This is a genomic window from Massilia sp. TWP1-3-3, assembly GCF_049897805.1.
Classification (GTDB): domain Bacteria; phylum Pseudomonadota; class Gammaproteobacteria; order Burkholderiales; family Burkholderiaceae_D; genus Telluria_A.
The window spans coordinates 45705-60030 of record NZ_JAFCWX010000028.1 but is presented as its reverse complement, the minus strand read 5'-3'; the positions used below and the strand labels follow the sequence as shown (position 1 = coordinate 60030).

16 protein-coding genes are annotated in these 14326 nt (G+C 61.3%); 6 read left to right on the top strand and 10 right to left on the bottom strand.

The window, feature by feature from the left end:
* The first annotated feature begins 73 nt into the window (after positions 1 to 73).
* Positions 74 to 2071 (top strand): LTA synthase family protein, encoded by a 1998-nt coding sequence (locus ACP7D4_RS22190; protein ID WP_426106690.1) that lies wholly within the window; start codon positions 74 to 76, stop codon positions 2069 to 2071.
* A gap of 21 nt (positions 2072 to 2092) precedes the next feature.
* On the opposite strand, the gene ACP7D4_RS22185 is transcribed toward ACP7D4_RS22190, so the two are convergent.
* The 7 genes from ACP7D4_RS22185 to ACP7D4_RS22155 all read right to left on the bottom strand — a co-directional run bounded on the left by ACP7D4_RS22185 (position 2093) and on the right by ACP7D4_RS22155 (position 7667).
* On the bottom strand, positions 2093 to 2599 hold the full coding sequence (locus ACP7D4_RS22185; RefSeq protein WP_426211372.1) for a YgjP-like metallopeptidase domain-containing protein: 507 nt from the start codon (positions 2597 to 2599) through the stop codon (positions 2093 to 2095).
* Between the two features lie 72 nt (positions 2600 to 2671).
* Positions 2672 to 3343, bottom strand: a complete 672-nt coding sequence (locus ACP7D4_RS22180; protein WP_426211370.1) for an ion channel — start codon at positions 3341 to 3343, stop codon at positions 2672 to 2674.
* A 106-nt stretch (positions 3344 to 3449) separates the two neighbouring features.
* The gene (locus ACP7D4_RS22175) at positions 3450 to 4553 is read right to left on the bottom strand and encodes a suppressor of fused domain protein (protein WP_426211369.1); all 1104 of its coding nucleotides are present in this window, start codon (positions 4551 to 4553) and stop codon (positions 3450 to 3452) included.
* 358 nt (positions 4554 to 4911) lie between these two features.
* Positions 4912 to 5277, bottom strand: a complete 366-nt coding sequence (locus ACP7D4_RS22170) for a KGG domain-containing protein (RefSeq protein WP_426106695.1) — start codon at positions 5275 to 5277, stop codon at positions 4912 to 4914.
* Between the two features lie 98 nt (positions 5278 to 5375).
* Positions 5376 to 5930 carry a hemerythrin domain-containing protein gene (locus ACP7D4_RS22165; RefSeq protein ID WP_426106697.1) on the bottom strand — a complete coding sequence of 185 codons (555 nt, stop codon included), beginning with the start codon at positions 5928 to 5930 and terminating at the stop codon, positions 5376 to 5378.
* A 23-nt stretch (positions 5931 to 5953) separates the two neighbouring features.
* Positions 5954 to 6388, bottom strand: coding sequence for a phasin family protein (locus tag ACP7D4_RS22160; protein ID WP_426211367.1), 435 nt, complete (start codon positions 6386 to 6388; stop codon positions 5954 to 5956).
* 247 nt (positions 6389 to 6635) lie between these two features.
* On the bottom strand, positions 6636 to 7667 hold the full coding sequence (locus ACP7D4_RS22155) for an NADP-dependent oxidoreductase (protein ID WP_426106699.1): 1032 nt from the start codon (positions 7665 to 7667) through the stop codon (positions 6636 to 6638).
* A 143-nt stretch (positions 7668 to 7810) separates the two neighbouring features.
* Here ACP7D4_RS22155 and purU point away from each other — a divergent pair, with 143 nt between their 5' ends.
* The 3 genes from purU to ACP7D4_RS22140 are packed head-to-tail and all read left to right on the top strand — an operon-like array spanning position 7811 to position 9741.
* Complete coding sequence (gene purU, locus ACP7D4_RS22150) at positions 7811 to 8680, top strand: formyltetrahydrofolate deformylase (RefSeq protein ID WP_426211365.1); 870 nt, start codon at positions 7811 to 7813, stop codon at positions 8678 to 8680.
* Positions 8681 to 8725: 45 nt separating this feature from the next.
* Entirely contained in the window at positions 8726 to 9268 is a 543-nt protein-coding gene (locus ACP7D4_RS22145) for a YaeQ family protein (RefSeq protein WP_426106702.1), read from the top strand.
* A 14-nt stretch (positions 9269 to 9282) separates the two neighbouring features.
* The gene (locus ACP7D4_RS22140) at positions 9283 to 9741 is read left to right on the top strand and encodes a copper chaperone PCu(A)C (RefSeq protein ID WP_426106704.1); all 459 of its coding nucleotides are present in this window, start codon (positions 9283 to 9285) and stop codon (positions 9739 to 9741) included.
* Positions 9742 to 9825: 84 nt separating this feature from the next.
* Here the strand turns inward: ACP7D4_RS22140 and ACP7D4_RS22135 are convergent, their stop codons facing one another.
* From ACP7D4_RS22135 to ACP7D4_RS22125, 3 genes are all read right to left on the bottom strand, one after another.
* Entirely contained in the window at positions 9826 to 10611 is a 786-nt protein-coding gene (locus ACP7D4_RS22135) for a head GIN domain-containing protein (RefSeq protein ID WP_426211363.1), read from the bottom strand.
* A gap of 99 nt (positions 10612 to 10710) precedes the next feature.
* Positions 10711 to 11640 carry an alpha/beta fold hydrolase gene (locus ACP7D4_RS22130; protein WP_426211361.1) on the bottom strand — a complete coding sequence of 310 codons (930 nt, stop codon included), beginning with the start codon at positions 11638 to 11640 and terminating at the stop codon, positions 10711 to 10713.
* A 3-nt stretch (positions 11641 to 11643) separates the two neighbouring features.
* Positions 11644 to 12222, bottom strand: a complete 579-nt coding sequence (locus ACP7D4_RS22125; protein ID WP_426106707.1) for a TetR/AcrR family transcriptional regulator — start codon at positions 12220 to 12222, stop codon at positions 11644 to 11646.
* Positions 12223 to 12344: 122 nt separating this feature from the next.
* Between ACP7D4_RS22125 and ACP7D4_RS22120 the strand changes: the two genes are divergently transcribed.
* Both ACP7D4_RS22120 and ACP7D4_RS22115 read left to right on the top strand, forming a co-directional pair.
* Positions 12345 to 12989 (top strand): SAM-dependent methyltransferase, encoded by a 645-nt coding sequence (locus ACP7D4_RS22120; RefSeq protein ID WP_426106709.1) that lies wholly within the window; start codon positions 12345 to 12347, stop codon positions 12987 to 12989.
* Between the two features lie 153 nt (positions 12990 to 13142).
* Positions 13143 to 14297 (top strand): type IV pilus twitching motility protein PilT, encoded by a 1155-nt coding sequence (locus ACP7D4_RS22115; protein ID WP_426211359.1) that lies wholly within the window; start codon positions 13143 to 13145, stop codon positions 14295 to 14297.
* The last annotated feature ends 29 nt before the right edge of the window (positions 14298 to 14326 follow it).

Sequence of the window (14326 nt, the reverse complement as noted above, 5' to 3'; positions counted from 1 at the left end):
ACAAAGTCATGGTGGATTTCGAATAGGCAGGTAAAATCCCGGGCACACCATTTAACGAACCCGGTATTACGCCATGACTGAACGCGCCGCACCCACCGCATCGACCGCACCGCCGGGCGCCAGCCGCCTGGCACGCCTCACCCGCTGGGCGGGGCCGTACGCGGTGCTGCTGCAGATGGTACTGCTCGGACTGGCCGTATTGTCAGTGGCGCGCGTGGCGCTCATTGCCTGGCAGTGGGAGCGCGTCAAGGCGGCCGGCATCGTGGGCCAGATGCTGGTGCAGGGCGTGCGCGCCGACCTGATCCTGCTTGGCTACCTGATCGTGGTGCCGGTGCTGCTCGCGCCCCTGCTCGCGCACCGGTTTTCGGCGCGCTTCTGGAAGATCTTCAGTGCCGTGTGGGCCACGGTGGCCTTCATTTTCGTGGTGTTCATGGAGCTCTCGTCGCCCCAGTTCATCATGCAGTTCGATGTGCGCCCGAACCGGCTGTTCATCGAATACCTGTCCTATCCAAAGGAAGTGCTCGCCACGCTGTGGAACGGCTTTCGGATTGCTCTGGTCGGCGGCGTGGTATTTACAGTGCTGCTTGGACTGGGCAGTTACCGCTTGCTGAAACACGCGTCCGACCAGGCTGTCACCTGGTCGAGCAAGAAACTGCTGCTCACGTGGCCCTTGGTCGTGCTGCTGGTGCTGGTGCAGGTGCGCTCGACGACGGGCCACCGGCCGGCCAATCCGGCGCTGTTTGCGCTTAGCGGCGACGCGCTGGTCAATTCGCTGATCATCAATTCGGGCTGGTCGGTGCTGGACGCGTTCGCGTCGATGCGCAAGGAAGCCCATTCGTCCGAAATCTACGGCGCCTTCCCGCGCGAAAAAGTATTCCAGCAGGTGAAGGCCGCGCCGTGGCTCGCCGACTACCGTTTTGACTCGGCCGAGCTGCCCACCTTGCACTTCCAGCAGGCGGCGGTCAAGCGCGACAAGCCGTTAAATTTGGTGATTGTGCTCGAGGAAAGCCTGGGCGCGACCTTTGTCGCTTCGCTGGGCGGCGTGCCGGTGACGCCGGAACTGGAAAAACTGCGCCAGGAAGGCTGGTGGTTCGAGCAGCTGTATGCGACCGGCACGCGCTCGGTGCGCGGCATCGAAGCGGTGGTGTCGGGCTACGCGCCAACCCCGGCGCGCAGCGTGGTCAAGCTTTCGCTCGCGCAGCAAAATTTTTACACGCTGGCGCTGGGCTTGGGCAAGCAGGGCTACCACACCGAATTCGTGTATGGCGGCGAGGCGCACTTCGACAATATGCGCGGCTTTTTCACAGGTAACGGTTTTCAAAAGATCGTCGACCGGCGCGACATGAAGATGACGTTTGAAGGCGCCTGGGGCGCGTGCGACGAGGACTTGTTCAACAAGTCGCTCGAGCGCCTCAAGCAATTGCATTCCGAGAACAAGCCTTTTTTCAGCCTGATTTTCAGCTCATCGAACCATGAACCGTTTGAGTTTCCCGACGGTAAAATCACGCTGCATGACCCGGCCAAACAGACCGTCAACAATGCCGTCAAATACGCCGATTACGCCCTTGGCAAATTCATCAGCGAAGCCAAGAAGCAGGATTATTGGAAAGACACCGTGTTCCTGATCGTTGCCGACCACGATAACCGGGTGTACGGCAACAGCTTGGTGCCGATCAACAAATTCCACATACCCGGCTTGATCATGGGGGCGGACATCCAGCCGAAAACCATCAAGACCATCGCCAGCCAAATCGACCTCGGGCCGACGCTGCTGTCGCTGATGGGCGTGTCGAGCGCGCACCCGATGATCGGGCGCGACCTGGCGCGCGAGAGCGAGGCGCCGGGCCGCGCGATGCTGCAGTTCGATAATTATTTCGCGTGGCTGGAGGGCAGTACTGCCACCATCTTGCGGCCCAGCCAGGCGCCGTTGCTGGGGCAGTATGATTCGGCCAAGGGCGAGCTGACGCTGGGGCAAGAAAAGCCGAGCGCGGCGCAGGTCGACAAGGCCATGGCGCACGTCATCCTGCCGTCGCTGCTGTATCGCGAGCAGCGTTACAAGCTGGCCAAATAGGGCGCGCTACAGGCAGGCGGCTTACCACAGGCGCTCGGGCGACAGCTCGAGCTGGGTAAGGTAGAGGCGCAGGTCGAATTCGTACTGGTGGTAGTTTGGTTCCATGTAGCAGCACAGCTTGTAGAATGGCTTGTCGTGCTGCTTTTCCTTGACGTGCGCCAGCTCGTGGACGGCGATCATCCGCAAAAATTCCAGCGGCACATCCTTGAACATGGTCGCGACGCGGATTTCATGTTTGGCCTTGAGCTTGCCTCCCTGGACGCGCGAAATGGACGTGTGCAGGCCGAGCGCGTGCTGGATCACATGGATTTTGTTGTCGTACGCTACCTTGTTAATCGGATCGGCGTTGCGCAGAAATTCCGATTTCAAATCCTGGACGTAGTCGTAAAGCCCCTTGTCTGTGCGAATCGCGTGGGCAGACGAATAACGCTGGCGCAACACGTCGACCAGCTTGTCCTCTTCGATGAGCTTGGACACTTGCGCGCGCGTCTGGTCCGAATACGCGCTGAGATATTTGAGCACTTGCATTCGCGCACTTTAACACGCAAAAGTGGTCTGACCCCGGTGTCAATTCGATGCTGTCCCGATCTTGCGCGCGATTTACTTGCCGGGGCGCGCCTGCATGGTCAGGCCGATCAGGCGCGAGACGACGCCGGCCAGGTAGATCAGGCCGCAGAACATTTCCACACTGGCCACGGCGCGTGCGTGCGGGGTGAGCGGAATCACGTCGCCAATGCCGGTGGAGGACAGCAGCGCGAAGCTGAGGTAATTGAGTTCGCTCCAGGTGCGCGCATCGGCGGCATTAACGGCGGCGGCAAAAGTGCCCGGCTGCAGCGTTTGCATCACGATAAAGACATGCGTGAAACCCCACGCGATCAGCGTGAACGTGGCGCCGGCGGCGAACAGTTCGTCGGTCGTCGCCTGGTAGTCTTCCATCATGTAGGAAATCAAGCTGTACGCGGCGTGGAAATAGAAGAGCGCTTCCAATGCGGACGACCAGGGCAGCAAGATGCCCATGCCGAACCAGGTTTCGAGTACCAGCAAGGCAATGATCGCCAGCGCCACGGTCGCGCTGAACCAGGTCTGGCCGGGCGTGCGGCGCACCATGGTCACGGTAAAGCCGAGCACGACAACGCCGAATACATTGAATACCACCAGCCCGGCGCGGGTGCTCTCGATAAAGGGGTACAGCAGCATGCCCATCAGTTGCACCATCAGCAGGATGGCGGACGGGTGGCGCCGGGTATGCTGGAAGAGCGGAAAAAGCGTCATCTTGTTCTTGTCAGGTTCAATGACTTGGCTGGCAGCCTGGCGGACTGTCCTTGGCCAGCCTGGTGTCCGGCTTGCTTGATTCCTGTAAACCGTTCCGGCAAAACTGCTAGCCGATCACGTCGACGATGCCGCCCTCGGCATTGCGAATCGTGGTCGGCTTCACGTCCCACAGAATGTGCTGGAACGACGGCAGTTTGTACACCCCTTCGCGGGGATGGAGCAGGGTGGCCAATTCCTGGACCGTCTGGGCGCTCACCTGCAGGTGCAGCACGCGGTCGCGGCCGAGGCGCCAATTGTTTTTCTTGCCCAGTTCAAAGCGCAGCCGGCCGCGCGGGCCGGTGAGTTCGAACGTCTTGCCAAAAGGCAGACGCAAGGGAATAAATTCAGCCAGTTGCTCGATCTGGCGCGCGCCCAGCGTTACCCGCACCAGTGCCTTGCGCAGCCAGCGCTTTTGCTCGTGCAGATCGAGCAGATCGGTGTAGGCCGCGCTGCTTGACGAGCCATCGCGGCGGATGCCCTCGGTCGCGGTGATCAGCACGCCCGGCTTGCCGAGCAAGGAAAGACGCTGCAGGTCGGTTGTCCATAACGGCATGAAAGGCAATAAGGTGTCGAGCAGCTTGCGCGTATCCCATTTGTGGGCGACGGCTTCCTCGTCGAGCGTGAGGCCCACCACTTGCAGGAAGGCGACGCTGCCGTTGGGCGTGGCGATGGCTGGCAATTCCGGGTCGAAGGTAAAGGCCATCGAGCACAGCGCAGTTGGCGAACCGAGCGACATGGGGCCGTTGATGCTCATCCGGTGGCCGTCGTGAAAACCGTGACCGCTGCGGTAGACGTAGCGCGCCAGGCTTTGCAGCAGGTGCATGGGCCACAGCGGCGGCTCGCCGGCGCTGCCTTCGAAGGCTACGCGCAGCGTCAATTCAAAGCCGTAGCCGCTGGCGGCGCTGCCTGATTTTTTTGCGTACAGGTCGGACAAGCCATAGCTCACGTAGTGCCAGTGGGGCACCGGTGCGGCGCGTTGCCAGACGCTGATGGCGTCCAGCGGATCGTCGCCGCCGCGGCTCCACGGATTGGGGTTTTCGTAGGTGCGCGGCTGGCGTCCGTCGTACAGGGCGTCCAGGGTGCGCGCGATGGCGTCGCGACCGGGCGCATCGACGGACGTGGCCGTCGGGTCGGGAGCGTGCAAGGCGGCATTCTTGTCCGGCGAATTCATGGGGTTTTTCCAAAGGAGATGATGCCTGCGCATGCTCCGGGATCGTTGGGCGGAAATCTTAACATGAGGATAGACTGAATGCGGGGGGCGGTGGCGCTTGTTTTGCGTTCCGCTTGGCTGATTGCCATACCGGCGTGCAAAACGTGGCCCGACTGATCACGCCATCGCAGGGAGGCGATATGCTTTTTCTAACTATGCGGCCAAGATGAATACATACAAACGGGCTGGCGCCGTTAACGGCGCCAGCCCGGTGTTGAGGCTCACATTGGTGCTTGCGGCTGAGACTGCTGCTTGATGATTGCTGGTTGCTGGTTGCTGGTTGCTGCCTGCTGCCTGCCGCTAGGTGCTTGCCTGCGGCTTACTCGCCGCTCTTGCCTCCCTGGCGCGAGCCCGGTTTGGCGGCGGGGGCGCCTTCCTTGTTGTTGCGCGCGGCTGACTGGCGGCTTTCCCCACCCTTGCGGCCGATGTCGGCCATGTGTTCCCGGTTGCGGCTGACCGCCTCGCCGCCTTTTTGGCCGGCCCGGCGCGCTTCTTCGGAATCGAATTCGTGTGCGGTTCCTTTTTGATGCGCAGCCTGGCCGCCTTTGCTGGCGATTTCGCGCTGCTGGTTTTCATCCATTGCGGCGAAGCCCCGTTTTGCCGGGCCGCCGTTGCCGCTGCTGCTCTTTTGCGCGTTGCCGCCAGAGCTGCCGCTCTTGCTTCCACTATCTTTGCTTGTCGCCATGTCGATCTCCTTGGGTAGGCGGGTATCGGATCAAAGCGCCTGAGTGCCGCGCTCGGAAGTTAGAGACCCGCCCAAAATGATTAGTTCCAGCCTTGTCCTTAGTTGGGTGCGCGCGGCGCCCGCCGCGAGCCATTGCGCGGCTCCATCGCATCAACCGAGCTGGGCGGCGAGGACAGGTCTTCGTCGAGTTCTTCCTTGCGGGCGGCGAGCTGCTCGCCGAGGTCGTCGAGATCGATGCCGGCGGAACGGGCCGCCTCGAACATGTCGCTTTCTTCCTTGTCGATATGCTGCGCGATTTCTTCGCCCAGCACCGTCACCGTGGCGTCGAAGTGATCGTCGCCCGGATACATGACTTCGAGCTGGCTGATCAGTTCGCGCGCGCCGGCATGTTCGACGTCGGCTTCATCCATCATGTCGTCGTCATCAATGGCCGAGCGCAGCACCGGGTAAAAGATTTCTTCTTCGAGCATGGAATGAACCGTCAGTTCGTAACAGATTTCGTCGACCAGTTCGGACTTGCGTTCGTCCTCGTCGTCGTTGCCTTTCAAGCTTTCAAATTCGCGGAACAGGCTTTTTACCTTGTCGTGATCGGCTTTCAGCAGTTCAAGCGCATCGGTGGCGGCATTGTTTTTTGGCTTATCCTGGTTGGACATGGTGCTCTTCCTGTGAGTGAGGATCAGTGCACATGGTGCACGGCGCCGCTACTGTCGGCCGAGGTGCCGTTGGCGCGCGAGGGGTTGGTGAGCGCATCGTCGCCGGCGAGTTGCTCGCCCGCCATGACCTGCGCCAGCGCGGCGCTGTAGCTGCCGGCCTGCGGCACCATTGTTTCAGCCTCGCGCAGCAGGTCGAGCTGGGCGCCCGTGAACATGCCGATCAGTTGCTGCTGATAGCTGCGCAAATGCTGGGCGGCGGGCTGGCTTGCGTTGGCGATGGCGGCCGCCATTTGCAGCGGGTCGGAGCAGGCCAGCACCTGGCGCGTGGCCGCGACGCCATCTTGCAACAGCTGCTGGGCAAAATGCAGATTAAGTTCGCTCAGCTTGCGGACCGAATCGTAGCTGCGGCGCGTTAGTTCGGTCATGAAGCTGACCTGGGCTTCGATGCCCGATCGCATGGGGGAATGTGGGGGATAACTTGGCATTGGCTACCTCAATGTAAGACGAATGAAAGGACACCATCGCAGCAATGGTGAGCGTGCTTCGAATAAGCAAGAGGTAGACTTTGATTGAAGTGCCGAGTTCCGTAAAGTTGGGGCCGACGCGGATTCGGTCAAGTACACACATCGCGCGCCGCGTGCGCGAGGACGATGTGTGCCGAACGTGCTGCCGCTGTTTGGCGGGCAGCTACACCATGTTCACGATTTACGCGTTGGCCACCTTCAGGCACAGCTTGCCGAAGTTCTTGCCTTCAAATAGCATCAGCAACGCTTCAGGGAAATTTTCAAGGCCGTCGACGACATCTTCCTTGCTCTTGAAGGTGCCTTCCTGCATCCACTTGGCCATCGCCGCCACGCCGGTGTGGTAACGGTCGGCGTAGTCGAACACGACGATGCCTTCCATACGCGCGCGGTTCACCAGCAGCGACAGATAATTTGCCGGGCCCTTGACGGCGCTGGTGTTGTTGTACTGGGAAATTGCGCCGCAGATGACGATGCGCGCTTTCAGGTTGATGCGGGTGAGCACGGCGTCGAGGATCTCGCCCCCGACATTGTCGAAATACACGTCCACGCCTTTCGGGCAGTGTTCCTTCAAGCCATCCTTGACGTCGCCGCCCTTGTAGTCGATGCAGGCGTCAAAGCCCAGTTCATTGACGACGAAGTCGCATTTTTCCTTGCCGCCGGCAATGCCGACCACGCGGCAGCCTAGATGCTTGGCCACTTGCCCGACCGTCATGCCGACTGCGCCCGCCGCGCCCGACACCACGACCGTCTCGCCCGCTTTCGGCAAGCCCGATTCGATCAGGCCGAAGTAACCGGTCATGCCGGGCATGCCGAGCGTGTTAAGCCAAGTGGTGAGCGGGGCCATGCGCGGGTCGATTTTGAAAAAGCCGGCGGTCTTGTCGGCCGCCGCGCCAACCCAGTATTGCTGGACGCCGATACCGCCGGAAACGACATCGCCGACAGCGAACTTGTCGCTTTTGGACGCCACTACCACGCCCACGCCGCCGGCGCGCATGGTCTCGCCAATGGCGACCGGGCGGATGTAGGACTTGCCTTCATTCATCCAGCCGCGCATGGCCGGGTCGAGCGACAGATACAGCGCCTTGACGACGATCTCGCCGTCGGCAATTTCGCGCACGTCTTCGGTCGTCTGCTCCCAGTCGCTGCGCTTGGGCAGGCCAACCGGGCGGGCGGCGAGGCGGAATTGCTGGTTTTTCAGGGCGGTAATCGACATGGCGAAGTCCTTTATGTATGGTGGCAATCTGACTACTATACCGGAAATTGGAACGCTCGTGCTTTTTTATGCTGATTCGTTTTCGGGCGGCCCGTGCGACAATACAAGGTTCACAATCTTCTTGCTTCGACACCTAGTTAACTATGACCCATCCGGAATATATTCTGACCCTGTCCTGCCTGGATCAACGCGGCATCGTGCACCGCGTAACAGGCTTTTTGGCCGAGCATGGCTGCAATATTATCGACTCGGCGCAATTTGGCGATGCCGAGTCGAAGCTGTTTTTCATGCGCGTGCATTTTGCGCTGGAAGACGGGGCCGTGGGCGACACCGTGCTGCGCGAGCAGTACGCGGCGCTATGCACGCAGATGGGTATGCATGGACAGTTGCACGACGCCCGCGCCAAGCCGCGCGTGATGCTGATGGTGTCGAAAATCGGCCATTGCCTGAACGACTTGCTGTTTCGCTACAAGAGCGGCCTGCTGCCGGTCGAGATTCCGGCGATCGTGTCGAACCACATGGATTTTTACCAGCTGGCGGCTAGCTACAATATTCCGTTTCACCATTTGCCGCTGGCCGCAGGGGCGCACGCAGCCACCAAGCTGGCCCAGGAAGCGCGCGTGCTGGACTTGATGGCTACCCATCAAATTGACCTGGTGGTGCTGGCGCGCTACATGCAGATCTTGTCGCCCGGCCTGTGCGAGGCGATGCGCGGCAAGGCGATCAATATCCACCACTCATTTTTGCCCAGCTTTAAAGGCGCGAAACCGTATGCGCAGGCGCATCACCGCGGGGTCAAGCTGATCGGCGCGACAGCCCACTTCGTCACCGGCGACCTGGATGAAGGACCGATCATCGAGCAAGATGTAGAGCGGGTCGATCATGCGATGGATGCGGACACGCTCAGCGCCATCGGGCGCGACGTCGAGTGCGTGGTGCTGGCGCGCGCCGTCAAATGGTTTGTGGAACACCGCATTTTGCAAAACGGCGACAAGACGGTCGTCTTCAAGTAATCAACGTAATTCAAGTCACTAAAGTAAATAAAGGCACTGGCATCGATGGCTCTCAAAGCAACAATTTACAAGGCAGAACTGCAGATTGCGGACATGGACCGCAACTACTACCAGGAACATCTCCTGACGCTGGCGCGCCACCCCTCGGAAACCGATGAACGCATGATGATCCGCCTGCTGGCGTTTGCCATTCATGCGAGCGAGTCGCTGACGTTCACCAAAGGCTTGTTCGACACCGAAGAGCCGGATTTGTGGCAAAAGGATTTGACCGGGGCGATCCAGTTGTGGATCGAGGTCGGCCAGCCGGACGAAAAACGTCTGATGAAGGCGGCCGGACGCAGCGAGCGGGTGGTGGTCTATAGCTACAGCGCAACGAGCCACATCTGGTACAAGCAAATTGCCAACAAGCTTGAGCGGGCCAAGCAACTGTCGGTGATTAACATCCCGGCCGAGGCCAGCGCGCAGCTGACGGCGCTGGCCAGCCGCAACATGCAGCTGCAGTGCACGATACAGGATGGACAGATTTACCTGACCGACAGCGTCTCGACGGTGCTGATCGAACGCGAAGATTTCAAGGCCGAGCGCTGAGCTATAATTTGATCATGAACAAACTGTTTGCCGCCACTTTTTTGCTGAGCTTGCTTTCTGGCGCGGCCCAGGCACAAGCGCAAGTAAGCGTGACCGCGCCTTGGGTACGTGCCACCGTCCCGGCCCAGGCCAGCACAGGCGCGTTCATGCATGTGCAGTCGGCAACGGCGGTGCGCTTGGTGGGCGTGCGCTCACCGGTTGCGGCCACGGTCGAGCTGCACAAAATGGAAATGACCGGGTCCATGATGAAGATGGGGGCGGTTGACGGGATTGATTTGCCGGCGGGGAAGGTGGTCAATCTGGCGTCGGGCGGGTATCACATCATGCTGACCGGATTGAAGCGCCAGTTGAAGGCGGGCGAGGCGATCGAACTGACCTTGCTGGTGCGAGGCAAGGATGGCAAGGGCGACAGCGTGACGGTCAAGGTACCGGTCAAGCCGATGACGTTTGTCAGTCCGCAAGCGGTGCACTAGCGGCCATAGAGTTGGCTTTCGTAGGCTTTGGTAGGTTGGGAAAGGGCTTCGCCCTTTTCCGACCTACAGTCCGTGGCGATCGGCTTACCTGGGCGAGCTGCCCATGCGGGTGATGTCGCCTGATCCCACCACCGACGTGCTGACCTTCGGGTCGCCGTAGTAATTGACGTCGCCCGAGCCGGCGATCGTCACGCTCAAGCCCCGGTTGGCCCACACCGTCGCTTCGCCCGAACCGGCCACGCTGACGCTCGCGTCGCCCACCTGGACTTTGCCCACATCCACGTCACCCGAGCCGCCAATCGACACCGACAGTGTGTTGGCCTTGCCCGCGCCGCTCTTCAAGTCGCCACTGCCGCCCACGCTAATGGCGACCGCTTCAGCCTCCATCCCCTTGACGTTGATGGAACCGGAGCCGCCAATGTCGAACTGCAGCTTGTTGCCCTTGAGCGCGTCCGAATCGATGGAGCCCGAACCCGACAGGGCCAGCCGGTCGATATTCTTGGCGTACACCACGATATGCAAGGTGCGCGCGTGCAAGTTGGTGTTGCGCTTGACCGGCCGGATGCGCAGCACGCCATCCGCAATCACGCTTTCAATGAGCGGCAGCAGGTTGTCGTCGGTCTCGATGGTGATGCTCTCGGTGTTGCCGAGGCGAAGTTCCATGTCGCCTGGGACATTCAGATTGACGCCGGTGAAGTGGGCCAGTGCCCGCGTCTGTTTGACGACCTTTCCGCTGCCTTGGACCTTGACGCCGCCGATCCAGTCCATCGGGCCGGCCATGGCCATCGTCAGCGGGACCGCGCAGGCAACAACGGCGGCGGCCAAGGCAAGCTGGCGCAGGCGGGAGGTGAGGTTGAACTGGTGTTTCATGGTGGCTCCTTGTAGTGGTCTGGAGCCATCATAAGAAAGAGCGGGCCGGCACGCTTGTCGTTTGCGACAAACTGCCGGGCGCGCCAGACAGAATGCAATTTAGCGCGACAGGGGGGCGGCGCTCGCAGCGCGGTGCTGCTCGAACCAGTCCAGCGCGCCTTGCCACAAGGGCAGGCAGTTCTGCTTGAAGTAGCCCATGTGCCCGATTGGCCCCATGCCCGCGCTGGCCGGGTCAACGTCGGTCGCCTGCACCGCCACGTTGCTGTAGCCGGCCATGAAAGCGTCGCGCGAGGTGGGCCGCGCCCACAGGTCGTCGAGGGCGTTGCACGCCATGATGGGGCTGCGCACGCTGGCGAAACCGGCCTTCAGGTGCGCCATTTTAGGGTCCTGGAAAAAGTAGTGCGGAAAGGTGCACCAGTGCTTCCATTGGCGGTAGACGTCGATCGGCAAGTCTTCGCCCATGCCCAGCCAGTTCCACGCCAGGTAGCCCTTGAGGCGCACGATCAGCGGGCCGATCACGCGCCACATCAGCAGCACGCGCAGGCGTTCGAGCGGGGGCATCCAGCCATGCCAGCCGGCGCCGGTGGCAAAGGTGTACAGGGCGGCAACCTTGTCATGGTTGGGCAGCAAGCCAAACGCGTGGCCGCCATACGAATGGCCCACCACATACAGCGGCAAGCCGGGCGTGCTCATGGCGTCGACGGCGGCGGCCAGGTCTTGGCGGCCCCAGTCCAGGTAGTCCATGCGAAACCCCTTCAGGCTGGCCGGACGCGAGCGCCCGATGCCGCGATAGTCGAGCGTCATCACGCTGTAACCTTGGCTGCTGGCAAATTCGGCGAAGCGGCGGTAGAAGCCCTGGGGCACGCCGGTGGCGCCGGCCATCACCAGGTGGGCGCGCGCTGTTCCGTGGGCGGGGTAGCGGGTGGCGGCAATCGGGTAGCCGTCGGCGGTGGTCAAGGTCAGCGCGACGCTCGTGACTTGGCGCTTGGTTTGACTCTCAACTTGACTCTTGGCTTGAAATTCGGGCATGCGTTACTCCGGTGGGCGGTGCAGGGTCAACAGCGAAAGCAGCGCTTCGCCGACCAGGTTCATGGGTTCGGGGGTGCCGGCCGCGCGCGCCTGCAGCAGACCGCCTTCATAGGCTGCCAGCAGCAAGGCGGCAAGGGCATTGGCGGAGGCGCTCGCGTAGCCGGCGCGCAGCAGTGCGTCCGCCATGCGCACGCGGATCATCGAAAAACCGGCGCCCAGCGCGGCGCGAATCTCGACGTCGGCGGCGGTGGTTTCTAGGGCGATGGTGGCCAACGGACAACCGTTTTCGTAGCCACTGGCGGCAAGGCGATTCTGGGCGGTATCGATCCACGCCATCAGGGCGGCGGCCGGGTCATTGCCGGCCATGCGTTCGTCAAGCATCTTGCACAGGCGGATGACGGTGGCATTGACGGCCGCGACGGCCAATTCTGTTTTGCCACCCGGGAAGTGGTGATACAGCACGCCCTTGGACGCGCCGGCGGCGGCCAGCAGTTCGGTCAGGCCGCTGCCGTGCAGCCCGCGCTTTTGCAGGGCGGCCGTCATGGCGTTGATCAGGCGGGTGCGGGCGGCTAGGGATGTCATGCAATGGATGCTATAGACCGATCGGTCTAATGGCAACAAAAACCGCATCAGGCTAGAGGATGTCCTCTAGAACCTGCCGGAGGCGGTATCATGTGCGCTTCAAATAAATTTTACTGATTCTTATGCTGATCATCACTATCAAACAGGGCAAGGAAAAAAGCTTGCTCGCCGGCGAGCCGTGGATTTACGCTTCGGCGGTTGAAAAAGTCGATGGCAAGCCGAACGAAAAAATGAAGCCGGGCGGCACGGCCATCGTGCAAACATCGGCGCAAAAATTCTTGGCGCGGGCGGCATACAATTCCAAGTCGCAGATCCGGGCGCGGGTATGGACGTTCGACGAGGGCCAGCCGGTCGACCATGCGCTGATGAAGCGGCTGGTGAAGGCGGCGCTGGCCAACAGCGCGGCGGCGGCGAAAAAAGCCCGGCCCGACGAGATCATCAAGCTGATCAATGCCGAGGCCGATGGCTTGCCCGGCTTGCTGGTGGAGCAGTATGGCGGCAAGGAGGGTTATGTGATCTGCGAATTCCAGGCGGCCGGCGTGGATGCCTGGAAAGTGCCAATCGTGCAGGCTTTGATCGCCGAGACCGGCTGCGGCAATGTGTATGAGCGCTGCGACGCGCTGGTGCGCAAGGGCGAGGGGCTGGCCGTGGTATCGGGCGCGCTGGCCGGCGATGAGCCGCCTGATGAAGTGTTCGTCCATGCTGGCGGCGTCAAAGTGTCGACCGATTTGAAGACGGGGTTTCAGCGGGGTCACAGGACGCGTTAAAAAACGCGCGCAGCGGCGCTGGATGCAAAACTGAAGGTGCTGTTTTTATGCCTCATTGAGTGTATCCGTACTGCAATATTTCCCGTTGCCGTTTGCCGACTCGCCGTATAATTGGTCGCACAATTTTGTTGCCGATTAAAGAGACGCCGCCAGATGGAAAACCACCAGTCCTCGCAAATTCGTACGCTGACCTACATCGAGAATGAAGACCATCCCGTGTTCGGCACGCTGGTCGAACAGATTTTGCATCTGTTAAATTCCAAGCTGATTTTCAGCGACATCATCATTCACCAGAACAGTCCGCTGATGCTGCGCCAGCCCAAGGGCCTGGTTGCGGTCAGCGATTCGCCGATCACCAAGGAAGAGCTGGAAGAGTTCTTTGAGGTCATCGAGCCGGACTGGGCGGAACGCATCGCCGACCGCGCCTTTGACCGCTCGATTGACCTGCACACCGCGCGCATCCGCGCCAACTGTTTTACGTTCCAGGGTAAAAAGCGGCTCGGCTGCGTGGTGCGCCGTTTCCCCAAGGAACCGCTGGCGCTTTCCAGTCTCGGCTTGCGTGCGGTCGAGCAGGATTTTGCCAAGCTCACCAGCGGCCTGGTGCTGATCATCGGCGACACTTGCCAAGGAAAATCGACCACGATCGCCTCCATGCTCGACCAGATCAACAAGACGCGCTCGGGCCACATCATCACCATTGAAGACCCGGTGGAAACCCTGATTCCCCAGCGCCATTGCATCATCACCCAGCGCGAAGTGGGGCGCGATGGCGACGTCGACAGTTACTACAGCGGCGCGCTCGACGCCTTGCGCGAGCGGCCGGACGTGATCGTCATCGGTGAAATCCGCGACGCGCAAACGGCGCAGGAAGCGCTGGCGCTGGCCGAGTCGGGACCGCTGGTGCTGGCCTCGCTGCACGCCCGCTCGACCGAGCTGGGTTTGCAAAAAATGCTGCGCCTGCTGGGTAATTCGGCAGCGCAATCGCAGGCCTTGGCCAGCGCCCTGCGCGGCGTGCTGTGCCAGGCGCTGCTGCCGTCGATGGAAGGCGAGCGCTACTATCTTGCCACCGAGTGCCTGACGTCGAACCCGGAAGTGACGCGGATCATCGAATCGGGCCGGCTGGCGGAAGTGCGCGCGCTGATGGATGGCGGCACGGGAAAATTCAATGCCGGCTGCCACTCGATGAATGCGGCGCTAGTCCATTTACTGCGCGATAAAAAAATCAGCATGGAAGACGCGCGCAACGCAACGACCGACCGGATCGGTTTTGCCGACGCCTGCTACAGCGCCGTGCTGGGCGCCGCGTAGGGGCGTGGCTAGTCCAGCGGCTAGTCTGG

Excerpts from the sequence above, each read along its gene's own strand:
- ACP7D4_RS22190 (WP_426106690.1), top strand. The coding sequence starts at position 74 with ATGACTGAACGCGCCGCACCCACCGCATCGACCGCACCGCCGGGCGCC.
- ACP7D4_RS22185 (WP_426211372.1), bottom strand. The coding sequence starts at position 2,599 with ATGCAAGTGCTCAAATATCTCAGCGCGTATTCGGACCAGACGCGCGCG.
- ACP7D4_RS22180 (WP_426211370.1), bottom strand. The coding sequence starts at position 3,343 with ATGACGCTTTTTCCGCTCTTCCAGCATACCCGGCGCCACCCGTCCGCC.
- ACP7D4_RS22175 (WP_426211369.1), bottom strand. The coding sequence starts at position 4,553 with ATGAATTCGCCGGACAAGAATGCCGCCTTGCACGCTCCCGACCCGACG.
- ACP7D4_RS22170 (WP_426106695.1), bottom strand. The coding sequence starts at position 5,277 with ATGGCGACAAGCAAAGATAGTGGAAGCAAGAGCGGCAGCTCTGGCGGC.
- ACP7D4_RS22165 (WP_426106697.1), bottom strand. The coding sequence starts at position 5,930 with ATGTCCAACCAGGATAAGCCAAAAAACAATGCCGCCACCGATGCGCTT.
- ACP7D4_RS22160 (WP_426211367.1), bottom strand. The coding sequence starts at position 6,388 with ATGCGATCGGGCATCGAAGCCCAGGTCAGCTTCATGACCGAACTAACG.
- ACP7D4_RS22155 (WP_426106699.1), bottom strand. The coding sequence starts at position 7,667 with ATGTCGATTACCGCCCTGAAAAACCAGCAATTCCGCCTCGCCGCCCGC.
- purU (WP_426211365.1), top strand. The coding sequence starts at position 7,811 with ATGACCCATCCGGAATATATTCTGACCCTGTCCTGCCTGGATCAACGC.
- ACP7D4_RS22145 (WP_426106702.1), top strand. The coding sequence starts at position 8,726 with ATGGCTCTCAAAGCAACAATTTACAAGGCAGAACTGCAGATTGCGGAC.
- ACP7D4_RS22140 (WP_426106704.1), top strand. The coding sequence starts at position 9,283 with ATGAACAAACTGTTTGCCGCCACTTTTTTGCTGAGCTTGCTTTCTGGC.
- ACP7D4_RS22135 (WP_426211363.1), bottom strand. The coding sequence starts at position 10,611 with ATGAAACACCAGTTCAACCTCACCTCCCGCCTGCGCCAGCTTGCCTTG.
- ACP7D4_RS22130 (WP_426211361.1), bottom strand. The coding sequence starts at position 11,640 with ATGCCCGAATTTCAAGCCAAGAGTCAAGTTGAGAGTCAAACCAAGCGC.
- ACP7D4_RS22125 (WP_426106707.1), bottom strand. The coding sequence starts at position 12,222 with ATGACATCCCTAGCCGCCCGCACCCGCCTGATCAACGCCATGACGGCC.
- ACP7D4_RS22120 (WP_426106709.1), top strand. The coding sequence starts at position 12,345 with ATGCTGATCATCACTATCAAACAGGGCAAGGAAAAAAGCTTGCTCGCC.
- ACP7D4_RS22115 (WP_426211359.1), top strand. The coding sequence starts at position 13,143 with ATGGAAAACCACCAGTCCTCGCAAATTCGTACGCTGACCTACATCGAG.